Origin of the sequence: Arcicella rosea, assembly GCF_014204325.1 — a bacterium.
GTDB classification, from domain to species: domain Bacteria; phylum Bacteroidota; class Bacteroidia; order Cytophagales; family Spirosomataceae; genus Arcicella; species Arcicella rosea_A.
Genome location: NZ_JACHKT010000038.1, coordinates 1 through 22,362 on the forward strand (window position 1 = coordinate 1; position 22,362 = coordinate 22,362).

The 22,362-nt window shown below is 35.6% G+C and carries 25 protein-coding genes; 5 read left to right on the plus strand and 20 right to left on the minus strand.

All coding sequences use genetic code 11. The features are described from left to right. Positions 1 to 176: 176 nt before the first annotated feature. Both HNP25_RS18855 and HNP25_RS18860 read left to right on the plus strand, forming a co-directional pair. Positions 177 to 665: a (2Fe-2S)-binding protein gene (locus tag HNP25_RS18855; protein ID WP_184136802.1), complete on the plus strand. Its 489-nt coding sequence runs from the start codon at positions 177 to 179 to the stop codon at positions 663 to 665. 18 nt (positions 666 to 683) lie between these two features. Beyond that, positions 684 to 2,849 carry a xanthine dehydrogenase family protein molybdopterin-binding subunit gene (locus tag HNP25_RS18860; protein WP_184136804.1) on the plus strand — a complete coding sequence of 722 codons (2,166 nt, stop codon included), beginning with the start codon at positions 684 to 686 and terminating at the stop codon, positions 2,847 to 2,849. Positions 2,850 to 3,134: 285 nt separating this feature from the next. Here the strand turns inward: HNP25_RS18860 and HNP25_RS18865 are convergent, their stop codons facing one another. From HNP25_RS18865 to HNP25_RS18875, 3 genes are all read right to left on the minus strand, one after another. Further along, the gene (locus tag HNP25_RS18865) at positions 3,135 to 3,929 is read right to left on the minus strand and encodes a thymidylate synthase (RefSeq protein WP_184136806.1); all 795 of its coding nucleotides are present in this window, start codon (positions 3,927 to 3,929) and stop codon (positions 3,135 to 3,137) included. A gap of 159 nt (positions 3,930 to 4,088) precedes the next feature. Continuing rightward, complete coding sequence (locus tag HNP25_RS18870; RefSeq protein ID WP_184136808.1) at positions 4,089 to 4,295, minus strand: hypothetical protein; 207 nt, start codon at positions 4,293 to 4,295, stop codon at positions 4,089 to 4,091. Positions 4,296 to 4,433: 138 nt separating this feature from the next. Next, positions 4,434 to 4,856 (minus strand): OsmC family protein, encoded by a 423-nt coding sequence (locus HNP25_RS18875; protein ID WP_184136810.1) that lies wholly within the window; start codon positions 4,854 to 4,856, stop codon positions 4,434 to 4,436. Between the two features lie 260 nt (positions 4,857 to 5,116). Here HNP25_RS18875 and lysA point away from each other — a divergent pair, with 260 nt between their 5' ends. Continuing rightward, positions 5,117 to 6,361, plus strand: coding sequence for a diaminopimelate decarboxylase (gene lysA / locus HNP25_RS18880; protein ID WP_184136812.1), 1,245 nt, complete (start codon positions 5,117 to 5,119; stop codon positions 6,359 to 6,361). 64 nt (positions 6,362 to 6,425) lie between these two features. Here the strand turns inward: lysA and HNP25_RS18885 are convergent, their stop codons facing one another. From HNP25_RS18885 to clpB, 5 genes are all read right to left on the minus strand, one after another. Continuing rightward, on the minus strand, positions 6,426 to 7,082 hold the full coding sequence (locus HNP25_RS18885) for a gluconate 2-dehydrogenase subunit 3 family protein (protein ID WP_184136814.1): 657 nt from the start codon (positions 7,080 to 7,082) through the stop codon (positions 6,426 to 6,428). Between the two features lie 66 nt (positions 7,083 to 7,148). Beyond that, complete coding sequence (locus tag HNP25_RS18890) at positions 7,149 to 8,894, minus strand: GMC family oxidoreductase (protein WP_184136816.1); 1,746 nt, start codon at positions 8,892 to 8,894, stop codon at positions 7,149 to 7,151. Between the two features lie 303 nt (positions 8,895 to 9,197). Continuing rightward, the gene (locus tag HNP25_RS18895) at positions 9,198 to 9,956 is read right to left on the minus strand and encodes a glycoside hydrolase family 75 protein (RefSeq protein ID WP_184136818.1); all 759 of its coding nucleotides are present in this window, start codon (positions 9,954 to 9,956) and stop codon (positions 9,198 to 9,200) included. 19 nt (positions 9,957 to 9,975) lie between these two features. Further along, the gene (locus HNP25_RS18900) at positions 9,976 to 10,548 is read right to left on the minus strand and encodes a hypothetical protein (protein ID WP_184136820.1); all 573 of its coding nucleotides are present in this window, start codon (positions 10,546 to 10,548) and stop codon (positions 9,976 to 9,978) included. Between the two features lie 121 nt (positions 10,549 to 10,669). After that, positions 10,670 to 13,291, minus strand: coding sequence for an ATP-dependent chaperone ClpB (gene clpB / locus HNP25_RS18905; RefSeq protein WP_184136822.1), 2,622 nt, complete (start codon positions 13,289 to 13,291; stop codon positions 10,670 to 10,672). A gap of 122 nt (positions 13,292 to 13,413) precedes the next feature. Here clpB and HNP25_RS18910 point away from each other — a divergent pair, with 122 nt between their 5' ends. Then, positions 13,414 to 13,605 (plus strand): hypothetical protein, encoded by a 192-nt coding sequence (locus HNP25_RS18910; RefSeq protein WP_184136824.1) that lies wholly within the window; start codon positions 13,414 to 13,416, stop codon positions 13,603 to 13,605. Positions 13,606 to 13,704: 99 nt separating this feature from the next. Here the strand turns inward: HNP25_RS18910 and HNP25_RS18915 are convergent, their stop codons facing one another. From HNP25_RS18915 to HNP25_RS18950, 8 genes are all read right to left on the minus strand, one after another. Further along, positions 13,705 to 14,412 carry a DUF1444 family protein gene (locus HNP25_RS18915; protein WP_184136826.1) on the minus strand — a complete coding sequence of 236 codons (708 nt, stop codon included), beginning with the start codon at positions 14,410 to 14,412 and terminating at the stop codon, positions 13,705 to 13,707. 440 nt (positions 14,413 to 14,852) lie between these two features. After that, positions 14,853 to 15,584 (minus strand): DUF6882 domain-containing protein, encoded by a 732-nt coding sequence (locus HNP25_RS18920; protein WP_184136828.1) that lies wholly within the window; start codon positions 15,582 to 15,584, stop codon positions 14,853 to 14,855. A gap of 95 nt (positions 15,585 to 15,679) precedes the next feature. Continuing rightward, positions 15,680 to 16,147, minus strand: a complete 468-nt coding sequence (locus HNP25_RS18925) for a hypothetical protein (protein WP_184136830.1) — start codon at positions 16,145 to 16,147, stop codon at positions 15,680 to 15,682. Between the two features lie 104 nt (positions 16,148 to 16,251). After that, positions 16,252 to 16,443, minus strand: a complete 192-nt coding sequence (locus HNP25_RS18930; protein ID WP_184136832.1) for a hypothetical protein — start codon at positions 16,441 to 16,443, stop codon at positions 16,252 to 16,254. 121 nt (positions 16,444 to 16,564) lie between these two features. Next, a complete protein-coding gene (locus tag HNP25_RS18935) occupies positions 16,565 to 16,837 on the minus strand; it encodes a hypothetical protein (protein ID WP_184136834.1) in 273 nt (90 codons plus the stop codon). Between the two features lie 183 nt (positions 16,838 to 17,020). Then, complete coding sequence (locus tag HNP25_RS18940; protein WP_184136836.1) at positions 17,021 to 17,533, minus strand: hypothetical protein; 513 nt, start codon at positions 17,531 to 17,533, stop codon at positions 17,021 to 17,023. Between the two features lie 139 nt (positions 17,534 to 17,672). Next, complete coding sequence (locus HNP25_RS18945; RefSeq protein ID WP_184136838.1) at positions 17,673 to 18,131, minus strand: hypothetical protein; 459 nt, start codon at positions 18,129 to 18,131, stop codon at positions 17,673 to 17,675. Between the two features lie 598 nt (positions 18,132 to 18,729). After that, positions 18,730 to 19,185 carry a hypothetical protein gene (locus HNP25_RS18950; RefSeq protein ID WP_184136840.1) on the minus strand — a complete coding sequence of 152 codons (456 nt, stop codon included), beginning with the start codon at positions 19,183 to 19,185 and terminating at the stop codon, positions 18,730 to 18,732. A gap of 353 nt (positions 19,186 to 19,538) precedes the next feature. On the opposite strand from HNP25_RS18950, the gene HNP25_RS18955 reads away from it, so the two are divergent. Beyond that, positions 19,539 to 19,757 (plus strand): hypothetical protein, encoded by a 219-nt coding sequence (locus tag HNP25_RS18955; protein WP_184136842.1) that lies wholly within the window; start codon positions 19,539 to 19,541, stop codon positions 19,755 to 19,757. A 183-nt stretch (positions 19,758 to 19,940) separates the two neighbouring features. Here HNP25_RS18955 and HNP25_RS18960 read toward each other — a convergent pair whose 3' ends face one another. From HNP25_RS18960 to HNP25_RS18975, 4 genes are all read right to left on the minus strand, one after another. Continuing rightward, the gene (locus tag HNP25_RS18960; protein ID WP_184136844.1) at positions 19,941 to 20,705 is read right to left on the minus strand and encodes a hypothetical protein; all 765 of its coding nucleotides are present in this window, start codon (positions 20,703 to 20,705) and stop codon (positions 19,941 to 19,943) included. A gap of 158 nt (positions 20,706 to 20,863) precedes the next feature. Next, positions 20,864 to 21,358 (minus strand): DUF7000 family protein, encoded by a 495-nt coding sequence (locus HNP25_RS18965; protein ID WP_184136846.1) that lies wholly within the window; start codon positions 21,356 to 21,358, stop codon positions 20,864 to 20,866. Between the two features lie 209 nt (positions 21,359 to 21,567). Beyond that, entirely contained in the window at positions 21,568 to 21,921 is a 354-nt protein-coding gene (locus HNP25_RS18970; protein ID WP_184136848.1) for an MmcQ/YjbR family DNA-binding protein, read from the minus strand. A 2-nt stretch (positions 21,922 to 21,923) separates the two neighbouring features. Then, entirely contained in the window at positions 21,924 to 22,346 is a 423-nt protein-coding gene (locus HNP25_RS18975; protein ID WP_184136850.1) for a VOC family protein, read from the minus strand. Positions 22,347 to 22,362 lie beyond the last annotated feature (16 nt).

Below are 22,362 nucleotides of genomic sequence, written 5' to 3' on the forward strand. Positions count from 1 at the left end.
GGCTTTACAAGAAACTTTTCAACTACTTTTAACGCCAGATTTGAGAAATTATCAACAATGTTTAATCATCAGCCCAGTTTAAGGGTTGAGCCAAAAAAAATACAAAAACTATGGAAGCTGAAGGCTGAAATCCGAAGTCCGAAAGCTGACAGCCAACATCAAAAAATCAAAAAAACATGGCAAAATATAATCTCACAGTAAATGGCAAAAAGTATAATGTTGATGCTGATGCCGATACTCCCCTTTTGTGGGTCATTCGTGACCACGTAGGTTTGAAAGGAACAAAATTTGGTTGCGGTATGGCACTTTGCGGAGCTTGTACAGTTCATTTGGACGGCCAACCGATTCGTTCATGTTCAACGCCAATCTCTACGTTGAAAGCTGCTAACAAAATCACAACAATTGAAGGTATTTCTGTGAATACGGATAGTGCAGTTCAAAAAGCTTGGATTGAAGAACAAGTACCGCAATGTGGTTATTGCCAGTCTGGACAAATCATGTCGGCAGTAGCTTTATTGAAAGAAAAGAGTAATCCAACCGATGCGGATATAGACGAAGCGATGTCGGGAAATATTTGTCGTTGTGGTACTTATCCACGTATTCGTAAGGCAATACACAGAGCCGCCGAATTGATGAAAGATGGAGCAAATTCTTCGGGTAAGTAATCTCAAAACCACAAAAACATGACACAGAACAATTCACGCAGAAAATTTATAAAAGCCAGCACCATGTTGGCAATTGGGTTCTCATTACCATCAATCGGTAAAGCCGAAAGCCTTCACAAAATTGATACAAGTAGTGCAAGTGCTTTAGGAATAGAATTGAATCCATATATTTTAATTAATGACGATGGTAAAATTATCCTTTTCAATGCACGCCCAGATATGGGACAAGGTACTTATCAATCGCTTCCGCTTTTAATTGCAGAAGAATTAGAAGTTACTTTAGACCAAGTAGAAATCAGAAATACAGACGGACAAGGGAAATATGGTGCACAGCTTTCGGGCGGTTCGTCGTCTGTGCGTACTCGTTGGCTACCAATGCGTAAAGCAGGTGCAGCAGTCAAAGAAATGTTGATTACCGCTGCCAGTAAAAAATGGCAAGTACCTGTTTCTGAATGCTATGCTTCAGCAGCGAAAGTATTTCATAAACCGTCGGGCAAATCTTATACTTATGGAGAATTAGTAGAAGAAGCCTCGAAATTAGAAATTCCGAAAGAACCAAAATTAAAAGACCAAAAGGATTTTAAATTGTTGGGGAAATCGGTGCCACGTCCAGAAATTCCTTCAAAAGTAAATGGAACAGCCGTTTTCGGGATAGATTCAGATATTCCGGGAATGTTGTATGCAAGTATCGAACGCTCTCCAACCATTCATGGAAAAGTGGTTAGCTTCGACGGTTCGGCAGCAATGAAAGTAAAAGGCGTAAAATATGTGGTAAAAACAGAACGTAAAATGCCTCATAAAGCTGTTGAAGCAGTAGCCGTAATTGCTGATACATATTGGGCAGCGTTGAAAGGAAGAAGAGCTTTGAAAATCAATTGGGATGCACAAGGTTCGGATAAAATTTCAACAGATGCGTACTTTGAAAACCTAAGAGCTTTAGCCAAAACAGAAGGGATTGAGTACAAAAATGAAAAAGTAGGCGATTTCAACAAAGGTTTTGAAAGTGCTACCAAAAAAGTAGAGGCACAATATGAAACACCTTTCTTGGCACATGCTCCACTAGAACCAGAAAATGCTACCGTTTGGGTACAAGGTGATAAAGTAGAAATTTGGGCACCTATTCAAGGACCAGACGGATTGATTCCACAAGTAGCACAATATTTGAAAATCAAACCTGAAAATGTAAAAGTAAACGTGCCATTTATGGGCGGTGCTTTCGGAAGAAAAGCTTATTTCGATTACGTGTTGGAAGCAGCAAATCTTTCCAAACAAGTAAATGCTCCTGTAAAAGTAATTTGGACACGTGAAGATGATACTACGCAAGGACCATTCCGTCCGGGAATGTTGTCAGCTATGCAAGGTGGTTTGGACGATAAAGGAAATATTGTAGCACACAATCATAAAATTGTGGGTAGCTCAATTCAACACCAAGTATTTGGCAATCCATTGAAAAATGCTCCAGACGATTGGGCGATTGAAACCGCTAATACAGAAGATAGTCCTTATGATTTTGCGAGTCGTAAAGCGAGTTTCCATTTAGCAGAAACAGATATTCCAATTCTTTGGTGGCGTTCGGTTTATTCTTCAACGACGGCTTTCGGACAAGAAAGTTTTATGGATGAATTAGCTCATGCGGCAAAAACAGACCCATTGGCTTTCCGTTTGGATATGTTGGCAGATGCTTCAAGATTCAGTAGAGTATTGCAAACGTTAGCGAAAAAGGCTAATTACCATCAGAAATTACCAGAAGGACAAGCCACAGGAATTGCTATTGCTCGTTCGTTTGGAACGATTGTCGCTCATGCGGTTACGGTTTCAAAAAGTGGTAAAGGCGTTAAAATTGAAAAAGTAGTTTCGGTAATCGACTGCGGAATGACGGTGAATCCAGACAATATCAAAGCCCAAACCGAGGGAAATATTGTGATGGGCTTGACAGCTGCGATTAAAAACGGCATTACTTTCAAAGACGGACAAGCCGAACAAAGTAATTTCCACCAATACAATGTATTGAGATTTAACGAAATGCCTGCTACTGAAGTACATATTGTTGATAATCAAGAATTACCAGGCGGAGTTGGTGAACCTGGTTTACCTCCATTTGCACCCGCTCTTTGTAATGCGATTTATAATTTAACAGGTACTAGAATCCGAACTTTACCTTTTGATATTGATAATATTGGATAAGTAAAACTAGCGTTAACAAAACATGAGTCATCCCGAATTTTCTTCTAAAATAGCGAGTTTTAGAAGATTTAAAAGTTTTTTGGATTTGTTCTCGTCCTTACTTTTTGCCTTGATGCAAAAAGTAACAAAAAAATCAAGAATTCCTAAACTCGCTCCGCTCAAACAGTAGGAATTCGTTGTTCATCAATCACAAAAAAGCGGTCGAAATTAGTTTTTCGACCGCTTTTTTGTGATTTTAAAATTCGGGATGACTCATGTTTGTTATATTATTCTCTAAGATCATCTCTAAATTGCCACAGGAGCTTTGATTCCCGGATAAGGGTTGTAGTTCTCTAAAGTGAAATCTTCAAATTTAAAATCAAAAATACTTTTTACGGCTGTATTGATTTTCATTGTGGGTAATTCACGTGGCTCACGAGCTAACTGAGTAGCTACTTGCTCGTAGTGATTCGAGTAAATATGCGTATCGCCTCCAGTCCAAATAAAATCACCAACTTCCAAATCGCATACTTGAGCAACCATCATCGTCAATAAAGCATAAGAGGCGATATTGAAAGGCACACCCAAAAATACATCCGCCGAACGCTGATACAATTGGCAAGACAATTTATTGTCGGCAACATAAAACTGAAAAAGTGCATGACAAGGCATCAGAGCCATTTCCGACAATTCACCAACATTCCAAGCACTCACAATGATTCTCCTTGAATCTGGACTTTTCTTTAAAGTATCAATTACTTCTTTTAATTGGTCGATTACTTTGCCATTTAGTGCAGTCCAGCTTCTCCATTGTTTTCCATAAACTGGTCCCAAATCGCCATTTTCATTCGCCCATTCGTCCCAGATTCCTACACCATTATCTTTTAAATATTTGATATTGGTATCGCCATTGATAAACCAAAGTAATTCGTGAATGATAGATTTTAAATGTACTTTTTTAGTAGTTACCAAGGGGAAACCTTCCTGCAAATTGAAACGCATCTGGTAGCCAAAAATACTGGTAGTACCTGTACCAGTGCGGTCGGTTTTTTGCGTTCCGTTTTCAAGAATATGTTTTAAAAGCGTATGATATTGTTGCATTGTTGGCTGTAAGCTATAAGTAATGAGCTTTAAATTTTGTGAAAAAAGAGAAGATTGAAACGAAGATTTAATTTTTCGACTCCAAAATTACATAAAAAAATAACTCATCAATAGCCTTTGATAGGATTGATGAGTCTTGCAATGAAATTCCTAATAGGCTTAGGCTGTTTTCTTAACCGCTTTTTTGTCTGCTACTTTTTCTACTTTAGCAGATTTAGTCATTTCTGCACAGCATTTCGACTTTGACTTACTGTGAGCCGCAGCCATTTTGGGGCTACAACATTTAGAACCTTTTTCTTTGTCATGTGCCAAAGAAATGTTTGCTACAAAAGCTAACAAGGATAAACCTAAAACTACCTTTTTCATGTGTATAAAAATTGAATGTTAAAATGCTATTGAATGTTAAAAATAGAAAACGAGCGAAACTACGATATATTTCCAGAAATGTAGGAAAGCTTTCTTTACAGGTAATTGAAAATGTAAATTAATCACTCATTCACTCAATTAAGACTCAATCTCAAAAGTATGTGTAATTACTGCCGAGCCACTAAACTGAGCCGTTGCCGAGCAGTATTTTTCCATAGATAATTCAATCGCTTTTTTAGCTTTTTCCTCAACGACATTTCCTTTGAATTTGAAATGAATATTGATTTTGCGAAAAGGAGTCATTTCAGTTCCTTCAATTTTTTCACGTTCACCAGAAACCGAAATTTTCAAATCTTCGATTACTTGACGTTGCTTTTTCATGATTAGAATCACGTCGATAGCAGTACAGCCACCTAAGCCCATCAATAATAATTCCATTGGGCGAGAACCCGCATTATGTCCGCCAATATTTTCGGCAGCATCAATATCAACTGGTACGCCCGACATTCCATTTGCCTGAAAGTGAAAGGCATCATCTATTCTAACTAATTCTACTTGCATTTTTTCTAAAATTTATGAATAATAAAGAACTTGGTTCTTTGGCTAATTATAGATTTAACTTTTGCTGAAAATTTAAAGTTCAATTTAGGGTTTATTTAAAAAACACCATCATTGAAAGAATAAAATTAACTTTTAAAGGCATTTGTTTTTAGTTGGTAAATTGTTGGGAGTATCTTTGTAGTTCAAATTTTCATTTTAAGGTTAAAATTCCTAAATAATCAAGGTAAATAAAGCTGAATTTCGCAATTCCAATTCAAAATATGTCTTATTACTCCATCCAAAACATCAAACTTACTGATTTAGCTAATCAATTCGGTACGCCTTTGTACGTCTATGACGCTGACAAAATTATCGAAAAAATATCCATTCTTCGTGATTCTTTCAAGAATGTTAATCTCAAGATTAAATATGCTTGTAAAGCCAATACTAATTTGGCGATTTTGAAGTTGATGCGTAAACATGGTGTGGAAATCGACGTGGTTTCGCCCGAAGAATTGCGATTGGCGATGATGGCTGGCTACGAAGGTTCGCAAATTACTTTTACGCCAAGTGGTGTTTCTTTTGACGAAATCGAATTGGCGGCTGAGCTAGGTACAAGAATAAATTTGGATAATTTGGACGTACTTGAGAAATTCGGACAACGTTTTGGCAATACCAAAGGAGCTTTGATTCGTTTGAAACCGCACGTTTTTGGAGGTGGTAATGAAAAAATTATGACGGCTCATCCAGAATCTAAATTTGGTATTTCGATTCACCAAAAAGCTGAAATTTTGGCAATTGTTGAAAAATACGATATGAAAATTATCGGTTTGCACCAACACACGGGTTCGGATGTGAAAAATGCAGATGCTTTTACACAAGCTGCCAGTGCGATTTTGGAAATGGCTTTTAGTTTTAAAGACTTAGAAATTATCGACTTGGGCGGAGGTTTCAAAGTTGCTTACAAAGACGGCGACATTGTGACTGATATGGAAGAAGTAGGCGAAGTATTGAGTAATGCTTTCTTGGATTTTGCTAAAAAATATGGTCGTGAACTACAACTTTGGTTTGAGCCGGGTAAATTCTTAGTAAGTGAAGCAGGTACTTTCCTGACAACTGCCAATACGGTAAAACGTGACCCAATCAAAACTTTTGTTTGTGTAAATTCTGGATTGAATCACCTCGGTCGCCCGATGATGTACGGTTCTTATCATGATATTTTCAATGCTTCAAACGAAGACGAATCTGTTCAAGAAGAGTATCGTGTGGTGGGGTATATTTGCGAAACGGACACTTTTTCGTGGACACCAGAAGGAAAACAAGGTGAACGATTGATGAACAAAGTAAGTTCTGGCGACATTATAGCCATGAAAAATGCTGGTGCATACTGTTTCTCGATGGCTTCACAGTACAATTCAAGATTGCTACCTGCCGAAGTATTAGTGATAAATGGAGAAGCAAAATTGATTCGTAGAAGAGAGACTTTTGATGATATTGTAAGAAATTTAGTCAGTGTAGAAATATAAGTAAAACGGGATTTCATCCCGTAAAATAAAAATGGACGAGATGTAAATCCCGTCCATTTTTTTATTAAGAATCGTAGCTTAAACCATACTGTTTTAAAACCTCTTCTGGTACTCCTTCCCAATTGTTTGGTTTGTTACCAACATAGCCAATATCATGATGTCCCATTTCTGAAGAATAAAAACCTGATGCAGTAAGGTTTCTCATCAAAGAAAAGAAATTTACTCCTTGCGATACTTCTGGTTTTGCTTGATTTGGATAAGCAATTTCATCCACTAAACTGATTTGTTCCGTTTTGCTACAAAGAATAAAAGTCTTCCCAAAACGCTTTATCGAAGCAGAATCCATCCAACGTAAACCTCCACGCATAGGCGTTTTAAAAGTTGGTTGATCTTTGACGATAAATTCTATAAAAGCTGGTACTCCCGACTGAGAAGCACTTCCTGAATGCTCATCAGCAGGAATAATAATATCCGCCAACACCGTGATAGTTTTCATTTCATGGTCATTGAAGAATTTCTCTGCTAATAATTTAGCATCACGAGCAATTTCATCTTCTGTTCTACCATAATTATATTTAGGAACAGCAGGAGTAGTTGCTTTAGCAGCTTTCGGTTTAGGCTTTGGACCTTGCAATAGCTCCATGGCTACTGCTTCTTGGCTCACCACGGCCATACCCAATGATGAAAGCCCTATATTTTTTAAATAATCTCTTCTTTTCATAAGAACATGATTTGAAAATTTGATGATTTGAAAATTTGAAAATCAGATATGGGAGCTTTCCCCTCTTTACAAATTCCCTTTCTTCTTTTCATTAATAATAAATTCAGAAGTACGAGCAGATAATGCCAAGATTGTCCATGTTGCATTTTTATCTCCTTGCGAAACAAATGGTGCAGCATCTGCTACAAACAAGTTTTTCACATCGTGTGCCTGACAATTTGAATTCAATACCGATGTTTTCGGGTCTTTACCCATTCTCACAGTTCCTACTTCATGGATAATTCTTCCTGGGTCAGCTAAACCGTAATTAGTGCTTGCATCTGGCTTTTTACCTAGCGGAGTTCCGCCCATTTCAGTAATCAATTGTTCAAAAGTTTCCTGCATGTGTTTTGCTTGCTTGATTTCATAATCCGACCAATTGTAATGGAAACGCAATACTGGAATACCAAATTTATCAACTACTGTTGGGTCAATTTCACAATAATTATTATAGTCAGGAATAGGTTCGCCTCTACCTGCCATACCGATATATGCTCCGTAGAAACGACGATAATCTTCTTTCAAAGATGCACCATAACCACCAGCCGCTTTTTTGATACCTTCACGAGTTGGGAATTTCTCATTAATTCCTTCAATACCCCAACCAAAACCATAAGCTGGCATTCCCATACCTCCACCATATTCGATGTGATAACCTCTTGGGAAATCTAATTTTTTATTATCTCCCCACCAAGGCGTATAAACGTGCATTCCTCCTACTCCATCTTCGTTATAACGTTTTCTATCAAACAAAGCTGGAATAATTGCTGAACGAGAAGCACCTGTAGAGTCATTGATGTAACGCCCAACGATACCACTTGAATTGGCTAAACCATTCGGGAAACGAGCAGATTTTGAGTTTAATAACAAACGAGCCGTTTCACCAGCACTGGCTGCTAAAATTACAATTTTACCTTTAACTACTTTCTCCGTCATTGTACGAGTATCAACGTAAGATACTCCAGTTGCCAAACCTGTTGTTGGATCTGTCAGTACTTCACGAGCCATTGCATTGGTAATCAATGTACAATTTCCTGTTTTCATAGCAGGAATCATCAAAACTGATGAAGAAGAAAAATCGGCATAAGCCTGACAAGCTCTATTGCACTGGCTGCAATAAAAACATTGTCCACGGTCTTTATTGATAGGTTTTGTCAGAATTGAAAGACGTGAAGGAATCACTGGAATACCAATATTCGTTGCACTCTTTTTAAGCATCAATTCATGTAAACGGGGTTTTGGAGGAGGTAAAAAATAACCATCTGGGTCGTTTCTTCTTCCTTCATTTGTTCCGAAAACACCAATCAATTTATCTACATAATCGTAATATGGTTTTACGTCATCATAACCAATTGGCCAATCTTCGCCCAAACCATCAATAGACTTTCTTTTAAAATCATCTGGACCAAAACGCAAGGAAATTCTTCCCCAGTGATTGGTTCTTCCTCCTAACATTCTTGAACGAAACCAGTCGAACTTAGTACCGTCTTTACGAGTATATGGCTCACCTTCTATGTCCCAACCACCATAAGCGGCATCAAAATCACCGAAAGCACGAGTACTTGAAGCACCACGACGAGGAGATTCCCAAGGACTTTTTAATTGAGTAATATATTTTGGGTCGGCTGGGTCATAATATTGCCCTGCTTCGAGTACACAAACTTTTGCACCAGCTTTGGTAAGCTCATAAGCTGCCATACCACCGCCAGCACCAGAGCCAATGATGACAACATCATAAACTGTTGATTGCTCCTTGATTTGAAAGTCCAACATTTATAAAATATTTTTTAGGTTGAAATGAATGATTGAATCGGAAAATGAAAGTAATGCTTAAAAATCTACTTCATGTCCTTTTTTGTAAGAAATCAATGTTAAATCATTAGGCAATTAATCTTTCTACATAAAAATACCGCAGAAAAAACAGTATAATCTATCTAAAAAACTACAATTATTTACAATTTTTGCAAGAATAAATTTTAAAAGAATACAAGTAATAAAAACCTTTCGCTAAAATTAAGTCCTCATAAAAATAGCCACCTGAACAACAAGTGGCTAAATTAGCTAAATCTTTTGCTGCTATAAACATTCTAAAATATTATTAATTTCAGCCATATTAAATTGTTGAGATTGGGCTTCAATTTGAGCTAGTGTCAAAGGTTTTTTAATACCAGAATTGGGAAAAATTAAATAGACAATTCCTCCGCTTGAGTCTGAGCCTACAATCTGTTTTATAGTCTTTTTATAAATCAATTTAATACCCAAATTTTCTGCTAACTTAATTGAACCTTCGCCAATGTGCGTATTACTTCCTGTATCAGCGATGATAGCAAAACAACTTTTTCCAGTTTTTCTACTAAAAACATAAGCTAAATCGCCATTTTTCACACCAATTGTTCTAAGATTTGCAGGAATGGCGATGTAGGGAATTTCCTCAGAATTAACGTATCTTCTATAATCTGTTACTTTTTTTGTAGCATCTTGCAAAGAAGTTTGAGAAAGATAATATCCCGGAAATGGGTCTTCTTCTGTTTGAATATAAGGTTTATCTCCCTCAAAAACGATCACATTTTTGCTCAAATTAGTAATTCCTCCAGCACTTGAAAGATTATCCAATCCTATATTTTGTGGATGATAAGCCTGCGGAGAACCATCTACATCAATAGTCATTTCAGATTCATAAGCAACAACTGCATCATTGATTTTCCAGACTTTTGTGTTAGGATTCTTTTTATAATTGAGCCCTGTATCTACTTTATTACATTCTATTTTTACTTGACAATCTGCTTTACTTTCTACTAATAAAATTATTAAAGTAAATACTATCAATAGTTTCATTCTACAGAAATTAATCATTTCATTTCTCATTCGCTTTCATACCTAAATAAGTAGCGGCACTGATGCCCATCAATCCTAAAGTTTCCTTTTCAAATACTGGAAATTCCATCTTGCTATTCGAAATATTTTCAAGAAACTCAACCAAGAAAACGATACTAAAGATAAGATTAAAAATTAATGCTTGATAACGATAAACGGTTATTCCTGTAGAATCTGAAAGAATATCTCTAAAAAAATGAGGTATTCTCTTTTTGAAAATATTTTGAGGAATAACACCATCCGTTGCATTATCATCATCTTTTGGCGTATCAATAATACCACCAATGGCGGTAGTTCCTACGCCAATACTCAATAGCACCAAACAAGTTGCATTCAAATTGATTACTTCCCCATTCGCTCCGAAACCAATTACAAAACAAGCACCAATGAGCGTTGTCCACCATAACCCTTGTGTTCTGGCAAAGCTATACATTTCAATTTTGCCATAAAGTGGATGGTCAACTTCTGGGTCTTTTAGAATTTTGGTACTGTAGGATAAATAAATTGCTCCGAAGACTATCAACAGAGCTAATACATTGCATACGATGTTCATGATGTTATCTCAAGTTAAATTGGTTGATTAATTTTAAACTTAAACATAACAAAAAAGCCAGCCCTTTAAAAGGCTGGCTTACAAATATTTATCCTATTTTTATTATTCGGTCAATCAAGGTTTACTCTACCTCTAATTTGCCTACATTTTCAAACTTAATCGCTCCTTCGTCATCTACTTCCATCATCACAACAGAATCTTTATTGATATAATTTCCGAGGATTTGTTTCGATAATTCATTCAAGATTCTTCTTTGCATTACTCTTTTCAAAGGTCTTGCACCCATCGTTGGTTCATAACCTTCTTCTGCAAGTTTAACCAATGCTTCGTCTGTACTTTCAAGCGTAATACCTTGTTCTTTCAAACGGTCTTGAATTTGTTTGAATTGAATTTTTACAATCTGACTCAAGTTGTCTTTGCTCAAAGGTTCAAACATCACAATTTCATCCACACGGTTCAAAAATTCTGGTCTTACTACTTGTTTCAATAAAACCATTACTTCTTCTTTGGCTTTTTCCATGACGATATGGTTGTTCCAACCTTCCATTTCACCCATTTTTTCTTGGATAATATGGCTACCAATGTTAGAAGTCATAATGATAATGGTATTCTTGAAATTAGCAATTCTACCTTTATTGTCCGTCAAACGACCGTCGTCTAATACTTGTAACAAAATATTCCAAACATCTGGGTGAGCTTTTTCGATTTCATCCAACAAAATAACAGAATAAGGTTTTCTACGAACGGCTTCGGTCAATTGTCCGCCTTCGTCATAACCAACGTATCCCGGAGGAGCTCCCACCAAGCGACTTACCGCATGACGTTCTTGGTACTCAGACATATCAATTCTGACCATCGCATTTTCGTCGTTGAACAAGTAATCCGCTAAAGCTTTCGCTAATTCTGTTTTACCAACGCCCGTAGTTCCCAAGAAAATAAACGAACCAATCGGACGTTTTGGGTCTTGCATTCCTGCACGAGAACGACGAACAGCATCCGAAATCGCTTCAATCGCTTCTTCTTGTCCTGCTACTCTTTTGCCTAATTCTACTTCCAAATGCAAAAGTTTTTCTTGTTCGGCACGCATCATTTTTGAAACTGGAACGCCCGTCCATTTACCTACTACTTCGGCAATGTTTTCTGGTGTTACTTCTTCTTGCAACATCGGAGCTTCACCATTTTTATTGGCAGATTTTCCGTTTTGTAATGTTTTAAGTTTGTTTTCAGCTTCAACTACTTTTCCATAACGAATTTCTGCTACTTTTCCATAATCGCCTGCACGTTCTGCTTGTTCTGCTTCTAATTTTAGGCGGTCGATATTTTCTTTTTCTTTGCGTACTTCGTCTAAGACAGATTTCTCACCTTCCCATTTCGCCATCAAGTTATTTTTCTTGTCGGTGAGTTCTGCCAATTCCCTGCTAATAATATTTTCACGCTCTACGTTATTTTCTCGTCTGATTGCCTCACGTTCAATCTCTAATTGCATGACTTTACGTTTCAAAGCATCAATTTCTTCTGGCACTGAATCTATTTCCATACGCATTTTTGCAGCAGCTTCGTCCATTAAATCAATGGCTTTATCGGGCAAGAAACGGTCTGAAATATAGCGACTTGATAATTCAACAGCTGCAATCACGGCATCATCTTGAATCCTTACACCGTGGTGCAATTCATATTTTTCTTTAATCCCTCTCAAGATAGAAATCGCATCAGTAATATCTGGTTCATCCACAATTACCATTTGGAAACGGCGTTCCAAAGCTTTGTCTTTCTCAATATACTTTTGGTACTCTTTTAATGTAGTTGCACCAATCGCATGGAGTTCGCCACGAGCCAAAGCTGGTTTTAATAAGTTGGCAGCATCCATCGCAGAATCTCCGCCACCGCCTGCACCAATTAAGGTATGAATCTCATCAATAAACATGATGATTTCGCCTTCGGCATCGGTTACTTCTTTGATGACAGCTTTTAATCTTTCTTCAAATTCACCTTTATATTTTGCTCCAGCAATCAGCAAACCCATATCTAACGTATAAATCTGTTTAGATTTTAGGTTTTCGGGTACGTCGCCCATCACAATTCTTTGAGCCAAACCTTCTACGATGGCGGTTTTACCTACACCCGGTTCACCGACCAACATCGGATTGTTTTTGGTACGTCTTGATAGAATTTGTAATACTCTACGAATTTCTTCGTCTCTACCAATCACTGGGTCTATCTTTCCAGCTTTGGCTAATTCGTTTAGGTTTCGAGCATAGCGTTCTAATGAACGATAAGTTGCTTCTGCGTTTTGGTCTTTCACGGTTGTGTTTCCTCTTAGTTCTTTGATGGCACTCTTTAATTCTTTTTCCCTGAATCCACTATCTTTCATCAAACTTGCCACAGAATCTTTCCCTAAAAGGATTCCCAATAATAATAATTCTATGGATACAAATTCATCCGAAAACTCCTTTAATAAACTTTCTGCTTTGGTAAAGGCAGCGGCAGCATCGTTGGCTAAATAGGGCTGTCCTCCGCCAGAAACTTTTGGATAGGCGTTTACAATATTTCCTAGTTTTGAAGAAAAAAGTACTTGATTTACATTCAATTTTTTCATCAAAAACTCCGAAGTATTCGGCTCTTCGTCGATAATGGCTTTTAGCAAATGTCCCGTTTCAATGGCTTGTTGTCCATTGGCAGAGGCAATCGAAGCAGCGTGTTGGATTACCTCCTGAGTCTTGGTTGTATATTTATTAAAATTCATTGTGTAAAATGATTTTATTTTTTCAATCACTGATACACCTTATTTAACAAAAGCCAAGCCAAGCTATTTTTTCGGAAATAATGGCGGATTTTTCAAAGAAGAATTGATTTTTTCAAGCCAAAATGACTGGATTTAGACAGAAGAAGCAAGAGACAAGAGTTTTGGAGTTTTGGACTTTAGAACTGGAGGACTTTGAGATGAAAGATACAAGAGGTATTTATTTGTTCAAGCCTGTGGCTTGGACATTTGAAGTATTTCTTTTCGAAAAGAAATACTTCATTATAAATACAAGTGATGCTTTGTTTAATACTTAAACTAGTGAAGAAAATACTTATATTCATATTGATGTAATGACAACGCCAAGGTGTTGTCATTACATTATTTTCCTATGATTAACTATCTGCTCTTTTCTTCTACCAAAGCTCTTCCATTTGTTCTGGTGTATCTAAGAACAATACCCATTTTCCATTTTTTCTTATGTAAGTGTTGTTCGTCAAAGCAATGCCGTCACTGATAGATGCTTCATACATTTGTTTTGCTATTGGTCGCATTGTTCTGAAACTTTCCATTAATTTCATGTCTGAAAAAAACAATAGATTTTTGGCTGGAATAGAAACGGCGATAGTATCTGACTTGAGGATGTCTTTGGCGGTTGTCTCCCAAAATTGGTCTAAAAGCATCATCGATGGATTAAAATCGGCATCCATTTCTATTTGATAAAATGGTTTGATTTCTGGGTTTTGTTCAGATAAGTCAATTACACCAATTTGACAATTTTCATTAACTTTTTTGATTAAGTTCCTCATCGCCGCCTGTTGAATATCTTCTATAGTTAGTCCAAAATTTAGTAAGTGCGACTGTGAAAGCATTTCATAATTATCGCCCGTATCCAAGGCATAGCAAGTTACAATTCCCTCACTCAATGTCTCGGTGATTAATGGATTACTCTTTGATACCATCAAAATTCTTGGGTCATCAATCGACTTAATCATAGGAAAAATACTCTGACCCACATTTAGATAACTTTCTCTGTCTTTTTGTACCTCTGAGATGGGCGTATCAATGGATTGTTCTGTTGGAATACTTTCTTTTTTTCCGAAGAGTTTGTTAAATAGTCTCATGTTTTAATTTAATTTTGTTTATGGTACTGATGATAGAATTCTGATTAGTATTGTCAAATCTTTGTAAATATTCTACTTATTATTTATAAAAATTGACTTAAAGTATTTCTTGTTTTTTATGAGTGTATACACGGGTGGAAGTTAAATTATTGATTAGCCTTCTTTTGTTTTCTAATTTGTAAATGCAAGGCTATCATTGAAAATATGCTAATAAGTATCGGTAACTGCATTTCAGAAGTGGATTCAGCATAGTAGAATTTTTTCATTACAAAATCTATGAGCAACATAGAAAACAGAACAATAAGCGTGTTCCTTAACCAGACTAGATATTTGATTTGAGTTTTCACTATTTTAACAATCAATGTTTGTGTTTGTATAATATAACCATCAATAATCCCTAAGTTTAACTAGTGAAAATCTCAGTCTAAAAATGGCTAATTTTAGCCTTTTAGGTTTGTTAGACGGGAATATTCGTCAAACTGACCAGAAACTGATTCACTGTTTTTAGTCCCTACAATAGAATTTTCTGTTTCCGTCAGTTTGTAACCTTTTGCCATCAAATAATTTTTGAAAGCACTTTTATGGTTCATTTCGAAGAGTGAAATCAGTTGAGGAAAAACGGTTAAAATTCTTTGGTGACTTTCATTATTTACGCCTTCAAATTTGCTATCCTTGATGGTTACAAGCATTGCACCTTGTCCATAGTCTGCAATATAGTAGCCACTTGAATTGAACATTCCAGAAGCAATCATTCCAATTAGGTGAAGTTCTTCAGATGAAAAATCAAACTTCTCGCTTGTTAAAAGGTCGATGTCATTTTCTACCCCATACTTTTTTAAGTGAAGAGATTGCTCAACGATACTTTCAGATAATCCTGATTTTGTATTTGCCCAAGCCCAAAGCCACGTCTGTGATGAATGAGAAATTGTGCCAAGTGCCTGCATTGGAAAGGTTAAATCTTCTCCGAAACTAATTGTCCCTTTATGTAAATCTACTTCCCAACTATTGTTGCCGATTACAGTCCCAAAATCGATTTGTTTATCAAGTGCAATGCCTCCATAACGCTCAAGAAGCTCTTCTTCTGTTTTGCAAGGTGTCAGTGCTTGTTGCGATTGATTGTCTGTTGGTGTTGATTTTTCAGACTGTCCGAAAAGTTTTTTTAATAGCCCCATTATGGTAAATTTATTGTTACGTTTGTTTAAAGGATTGGCAATTATTCTTTTTAGTACTATAAATATGATTCTAGGTCTGATATTAGTCACAACAATTATTTTACTGGCAAATCAGTGTATCTCACAGGACTACATTGAGCAAATTGTGTATCCGTTTTAAGTCCAAACTTCACCTGCTGAATGAATTTTTGAAGTAAATTCCTGAATTCTTTTTCTTGTTCTGGTGTAATTTCCCCTTCCTTAAAGTTGTATAAGAAATAGTCAACTGTGCCTTGTTTTGAAAAATATATTCTGTTAAAACATCTTACTTGCTTACCCCATTTGAAATTGTTTTTTGCTAAGAAATCTGCCAATTGAAATATAAACTTTTGATACGACTGAATATAACTCTTTTGGTCTTTGAAAACAGATTTTGTTGAATCGCTATCTATCCCACCACGATACAAACTATCAAGTTTTTTAGAAATTCCAATTTCCTCAGCTTGCTTGAAAGTCATACTTTCCTGACCGAAAACAACCATATTAAATAATACAAATACCAAAACTAGACCTATCTTTTTCATGGGTTAAATCATTTACTTTTCAAAAATCACTTGATACTAATATTGCAGTCCAAGACTACATTCTTTGTTGGGTCTAATTAAAAAACACTTAGACCAACGGGGATTTATTTCTCAGTTTCGTCCTTTTTTTTCTTAAATGTCATAAATAAACTGAAAACAAATGTTGTGAGGTAAATAAAACCTAATGCTGGATTTCTAAATACAAAACTGTGAAAATCAAATTCTCTAAGCAATCCCAAGCCTATTGGGAAGGCTATGATGGCAAAAACAATATTAAAACCTATTTTATCTTTCATTTTTTACGTTTTTACTATTTATAATCATCCAATGTTTTGAAAATACCGTCTAACAAAACCAAACTTTTATAAGCTGTCAGAAATTTGTAAAAATTATCTACCATCAACGAGACCAATATATTTAGCGACGTGATTTTATTTCTTTAATAATTTCATTGCCAGCTTTAATTTTTTGAATAAAAGAGTAAACCATCCAAAGAATTATCCCTGTTAAGATATAGCTAAAACTATCTTTCATGGCGTAAATAGCTAATGCAATAGTAATAACCATGAAAGAAATACTAGCCAGTAAGTATTTGGTGTTCTTGGCAGAGGGTATTGCATCATCCAACCTTCTTTTTTCAGCATAAAGCTCATCCACAGTCATTTCTGATAATTTCTTTTTTGCATTCATTTTCATTGCTACGTTAAAAAAGTTTATCAATTAGGTAATGTTAAATTTGAATCTAATTTTTGTATTAAGAGGCTATTTGAAAAATACTTCATGTAAAACAAGTGACGCTTTGCTTCTGAGTGCAGTCTGAGACTGCATTTATTTGTGGGTCTAAGTGAAAAAAACACTTAGACCAGCGAGAATTTAGTTTTGATAGTCATACCCATTTTCACCTTTCACAAAATAGTAACCTGTCTTTTTTATGTAGTAATTTTCATCACCGTTTTTACCTTTATAAAATTTGAATTTTTGCTTAGGTCTGTCATCATAAAAAAGTGTCAATGTTCCATTCTCTAATTGATAAGTACCTTTTAATAACTCTTCTTTATCGAGCTTAACCTTATAGTCGTTAAATTCAAAATTTCCGTCACGTTTAAATTTAATGTTTATTGTCGCCCCGTGTGGTACAAACCAATAACCGATTAAATTTTCAACATTGGATAGTTCGCTGTTTTTAGCAGGTTCAACTTTGTCAACAGGTAGTTGAGGAGTATTAGTTTGTGTAGTATTCTCTTTCTCTTTAAGTTTTAATTCTTGTTCTTTGAGAGATAATTCTTTCTCTTTCAGCTCCAACTCTTTTTGTTTTTCAGAATTAGAATTATTACAGCTTGATAATACTGTAAAGACGGTTAGAAGTAAAATTATATGTCGCTTCATTTTATTTCTCTATGTTGGTTTATCGTCTAATATGGTTGGTCAAAATGACAAATACCAATAGTGTCGGAAATGTGCAGTCTGAGACTTCATTTTATTGGTGGGTCTAAGAGAAAAACACTTAGACCAGCGAGGGAAAATTTTAAAAACTTACGTTTTCACTCGCACTGATTATTTTTTTTATAGATTCATCTGTTATTCTCCTACTTTGTATATATTTAATTTGATTTATTTTGAGTGTGTCGGATAGCAATATACATTCCGATTTCTTCAAACTACTAGGTAAGGATTCTCCAAATAGCCTAATCGTCTTGTATATTGTTCTGTGTGATATGTCAAATTCATTAGATGAGAGAATGTCAATTTTGCCTTTTTCCAGTATAAACCCAGGCTCTGTCATTAAATATATAGAATCAGTTAAAACTAAATTTTGAGTTAAAACACTTGAATAAGAAGTGTCTCTAATATATACTATCGAAAAATCGCCATCTTTGGGCAATTTTGCTGGTATCCAAATGCCATTAGGAAAATTTTCAACTTGTTTTTTTGAATCTTGGCAACCTACCAAATACAGTAAAACGATAAATAAGTATTTTTTCATGAGATTAATCTACTATGATGATTGGAACATCTACAGCCATTGGCACATTCCCTCTTACATCTTGTCCATTTACCTTTCAAAAGTAATTAAATACGGTATTTGTTTTATCGCAAACGGAACCGTGAGTCCAATTATGTTCCTGCATTTTTCCATGTATATAATAGCCATGTACTTGATTATGAGCGACATTCCCCCAACTAGTCGTAGGCTCTCCTACGACTTAAAATTAAAATGAGCGTCCGCTCATTCATTGAAACTAATTTTTCCTTCAATGACACAAAATATCTCTCAGGAATCACTTTACATCTCTTCGATGACACAAAATATCTCTCGGGAATCACTTTTTATCTCTTCGATGACACAAAATATCTCTCGGGAATCACTTTACATCTCTTCGATGACACAAAATATCTCTCGGGAATCACTTTTTATCTCTTCGATGACACAATATATCTCTCGGGAATCACTTTTTATCTCTTCGATGACACAATATATCTCTCGGGAATCACTTTACATTTCATCTATCAGACACAAAAAATGGCTAGTGGTTGTTGACTTCACTAGCCATCTTTATCATTCCAAAAATAATTAAAGGACTTTAACCTTTCTTATTTTTCTTTTTGTATCTCAAGGCTATTCTGGCTAAAAGCTCATTAATCGCTCCGTCTTCCTTGGCTGCTCCTTTTAGTGAATCATACACTTTATCAGAAGTAACCATTGCATCAGCACTTGCGGCATCCATCGTATCATCAATTCTTGCTAATAAATCTGCCACCGCTATGCGTACACTCCATAGCTGACTAATCAAATTCACATCCCGTTCAAATTCGGGTGCATCAAAATCTGCTCTCATCTTGGTTGGATATGTTCTAACTCCTTCCAAGCAAAGTCCAACATACTCTACACTACTGGGTCCCATTTTATGTTTAGGTTTTTGTCCAATAGGCGTACTAATCAAAAAAGGCAATTTGGTTTTTACTTGTTCAAGTAAAGCGAGGGTTGCGGTTTTGTCTGCTTCGGGCAAAACGGCTGAGATTTTGTTTGTGTTACTCATTTTATTGGATGTTTAAAATTTACAAAAGTGTAAGAGTATGCTGTTTTCGGGGCGAAATCTCCAGAAAGGTGCAATCGTTTTGTAAGAATTTCTTCTCTCAAAAAGAAGCTGGAACGTAAATTTTCTGAATGATAATGGCAACGAAAGGGTTTCGCTAAAGATGGTTTATCGGTGTCGAATATCAGGTGCAACTACCAAATTTTGCGATACTTCAAACATAAAGAAAAATTCGATTGGGACGTAAAAAATGGAGGAAAATTTAATCGCTTTTTTATTAAACGGTATTTTGTTGGGACTTTAGGACTGAAGACTTTAGGACTTTAGGGGAGACTAAAGAAGCAAGAGGCAAGATTTTGGATTGGGGATTTGGGACTTTAGAAAAGACTAAAGAAGCAAGAGGCAAGAAACAAGATTGGAGATTAGTGATTACTTTCCGTTTAGCCATCGTTGGTATTGTTACCAACGAGACGGGCGAAAGCAACGAACCAATGATGAGAATACTTTCCGTTGTTTGTATTGCAAAACTCTTGCTTTACTGTTTGGCTTTTTGTACCTACAAAAGGCAACAATAAGGGATTGCCTCTTTGCCGTTGTCAGTGTCTTACTGACAACTTTTGATTATTAGCAACAAGGAATTATGAGAATAATTAAGGTAGCAAAATGTGCAGTCAGAGAAGCATTTATTTGTGGGTCTATTGAAAAAACACTTAGACCAGCGAGGGGGTCTATTGAAAAAATACTTGGACTAGCGTTGGTCATGGCATCAAAAAGATGTCAATAAGTAAATGGTTTTCTTGTCGCCATAGTAACCAACCTGTCAATGGATTTTTGCATTTGTCAATATAATTGTGGCAAGGTTCACCTTCATATGAATTATTTTCGTCATTGTAGAAACAATCATATCTCACTTTTATCCAATCACCTTTAATTTCCATTGGACAAAATAGCTCGTGTCCTTTAGGAATTACCAATGTGTCTGCGTTGTCTTCGGGTTTAATTCTTAATGTGTATTTTTTTGAAATGTCTCCATTATCATTTGTAAGCCGTCTTATTCCGAAAGATTGAGATATGTATTCGTCCCAAGTTTTGAAGTCATAATTTTTTGTCTTAGGTAAATATTTAATATCGGAAAAGTTCACTAAAACCTTATATGCTTTTTCACTTTTTGCTATACACACAAAATGCATTATTCCGTAGTCAGGCTTGAAAAATTTTGAGCATAAATTTATTTTGCTTTCATCTTCATACATATCCCAACTTGCGATTTTATCGTTCAGTAAACTGTCATTATAAATTTCAAATTTTGGTGGTGCAATGATTAAACCAATACCTAGACTTGATACTTGATTGTCATAACTGCAATCGTTGTCTTGGTCGATTTGTTTGTTAATAGGTTGTGTTGAAAGAGTGTCAACTGAGGAATTATCAATGGTGTCAATTTTACTTTCACTAATATTGCTTCTCTGCCCGCACGAAAAGAAAATCGTCAAAATGAATATGATTAAAAATTGTCTTATCATGGTCGTATTAAAATGGCTTATAACGGTTTTGGGCTTTGCGTTCGGGCGGGTTTCGAAACACAAAGTTTCAATTTATTACTAAAGTTCAATAGAAGCACAAAGATCTATGTTTGCACGTCAGCCTGCCTGACGCAAAACCCATGTTAGGAGCAGGTTTTTTATGTCAATTTACTCTTTTTTATGTCTTCAATTATTTCGTCAGTAACTGAAACTAATTTGTTCTCAATCTGTTTTGATAGTTTCTCCAAGTCATTAAAGTTTGGTTTCTCTATTAGTACAGTTTCAAGAATAGAATATTGAGGTCTGGTCGTTCTGTCCTTATTCCACTTTGTCGATTTAAAATACTCCCAAAATTTTTCTTGAATTGGAATTGTCTGTCCAAGAAGCCAAACCTCGAACTGCATTTTTGAATGGTTCAATACAAGTCCCATTTTCAGTTTTCTCTTTTTCAGGAAGTCATTTGAGTAGTAAAAATAGGTATAGTCCATATACCCTTGGAAAAGACTTCCGAATGAATAGTGTTCTGAAAGGTTTTTGGATAATGTTGTCCCAAGTCTTGTTACATACTTAACAAGTCCAACGTATGCTTCTTGAATGTCGCCATTTTTGAGTTGCTCTTTGTATTTGTCAACGTAGTGGTTTAAGTCTTTCATTTTAAATTTTTATTTCTGTTATATCTTCCTGGTCATACAGTCGGTTTCCGGTTGATCTGGTTAACTTGCACCTAACGTTTCGGGGCTTGCCGAAGTGGGGGATTTCAAGGCACGAATGTTCAAATTTAGCACAAAAGTTCAATAGAATTCCAAATGTTCAATTTAGCACTTCTGCCCCCATTTTGGCAAACCCATGTTGTATGCCGTTTTTATTCTTCAGTCAGTTCTTTTTGCGTTTTCTTCGGAAGTCCTGCTACGACCAAATTATAAGAGTTTGTTATCCATTCTTTCATTTGTTTGTCAGTTATTTTTCCTGTCGTTTTTACGCTATTCCAAAGTTTTTTATTCATATAGTAACCTGGTGTTACATCACTATATTTCTCTCTTAAAGTTATGGCTTCTTCTGGGTCGCATTTTAAGTTTAAAAACTCGAAAGTTGTAATGTCCGTTGCACAAAACATTTTCCCTTTAACTGAAAACACAAGTGTTTTGTCGTCAAAAGGCATTTTCTCTTCTGCTCCCTTAAGCGACAAACAAAATTTTCTTACGTCTTCTATGTTCATATTTATTGGGCTTTTTCAGCAAATCCAAGAATATATCCGTTTAAGTCTTTTAGGTAAAACTCTTGCATACCGTACCAAGTTGTTTTTAGTTCGGTTAATTCAATGTTTTTATTCTTTAAGTCTTGATAAAATTCTTTTATGCCTTCTACGTCCATATAAAATGAAACTGTTGCACCAATATTTTGCCCTCTTGAAAAAATAACATCATTTTTAAATGTGTCTGAACGTTGAAACATAAACTCTACATTGTCTTTTTGCATCATTGCATAAACATATTCTTTATTTTCTGCAAAAGTTTGGTCTATTCCGTCTTGTGTTTCAGGAACAGCCATAATTAAGTTAAAACCAAAAATTTCTGCATAAAATGCAACTGTTTTTCTAATGTCGGTTACTTCAAAGTTTGGCGAAAGTTTGCTTATCTTCATTTTTATTTGAATTTAA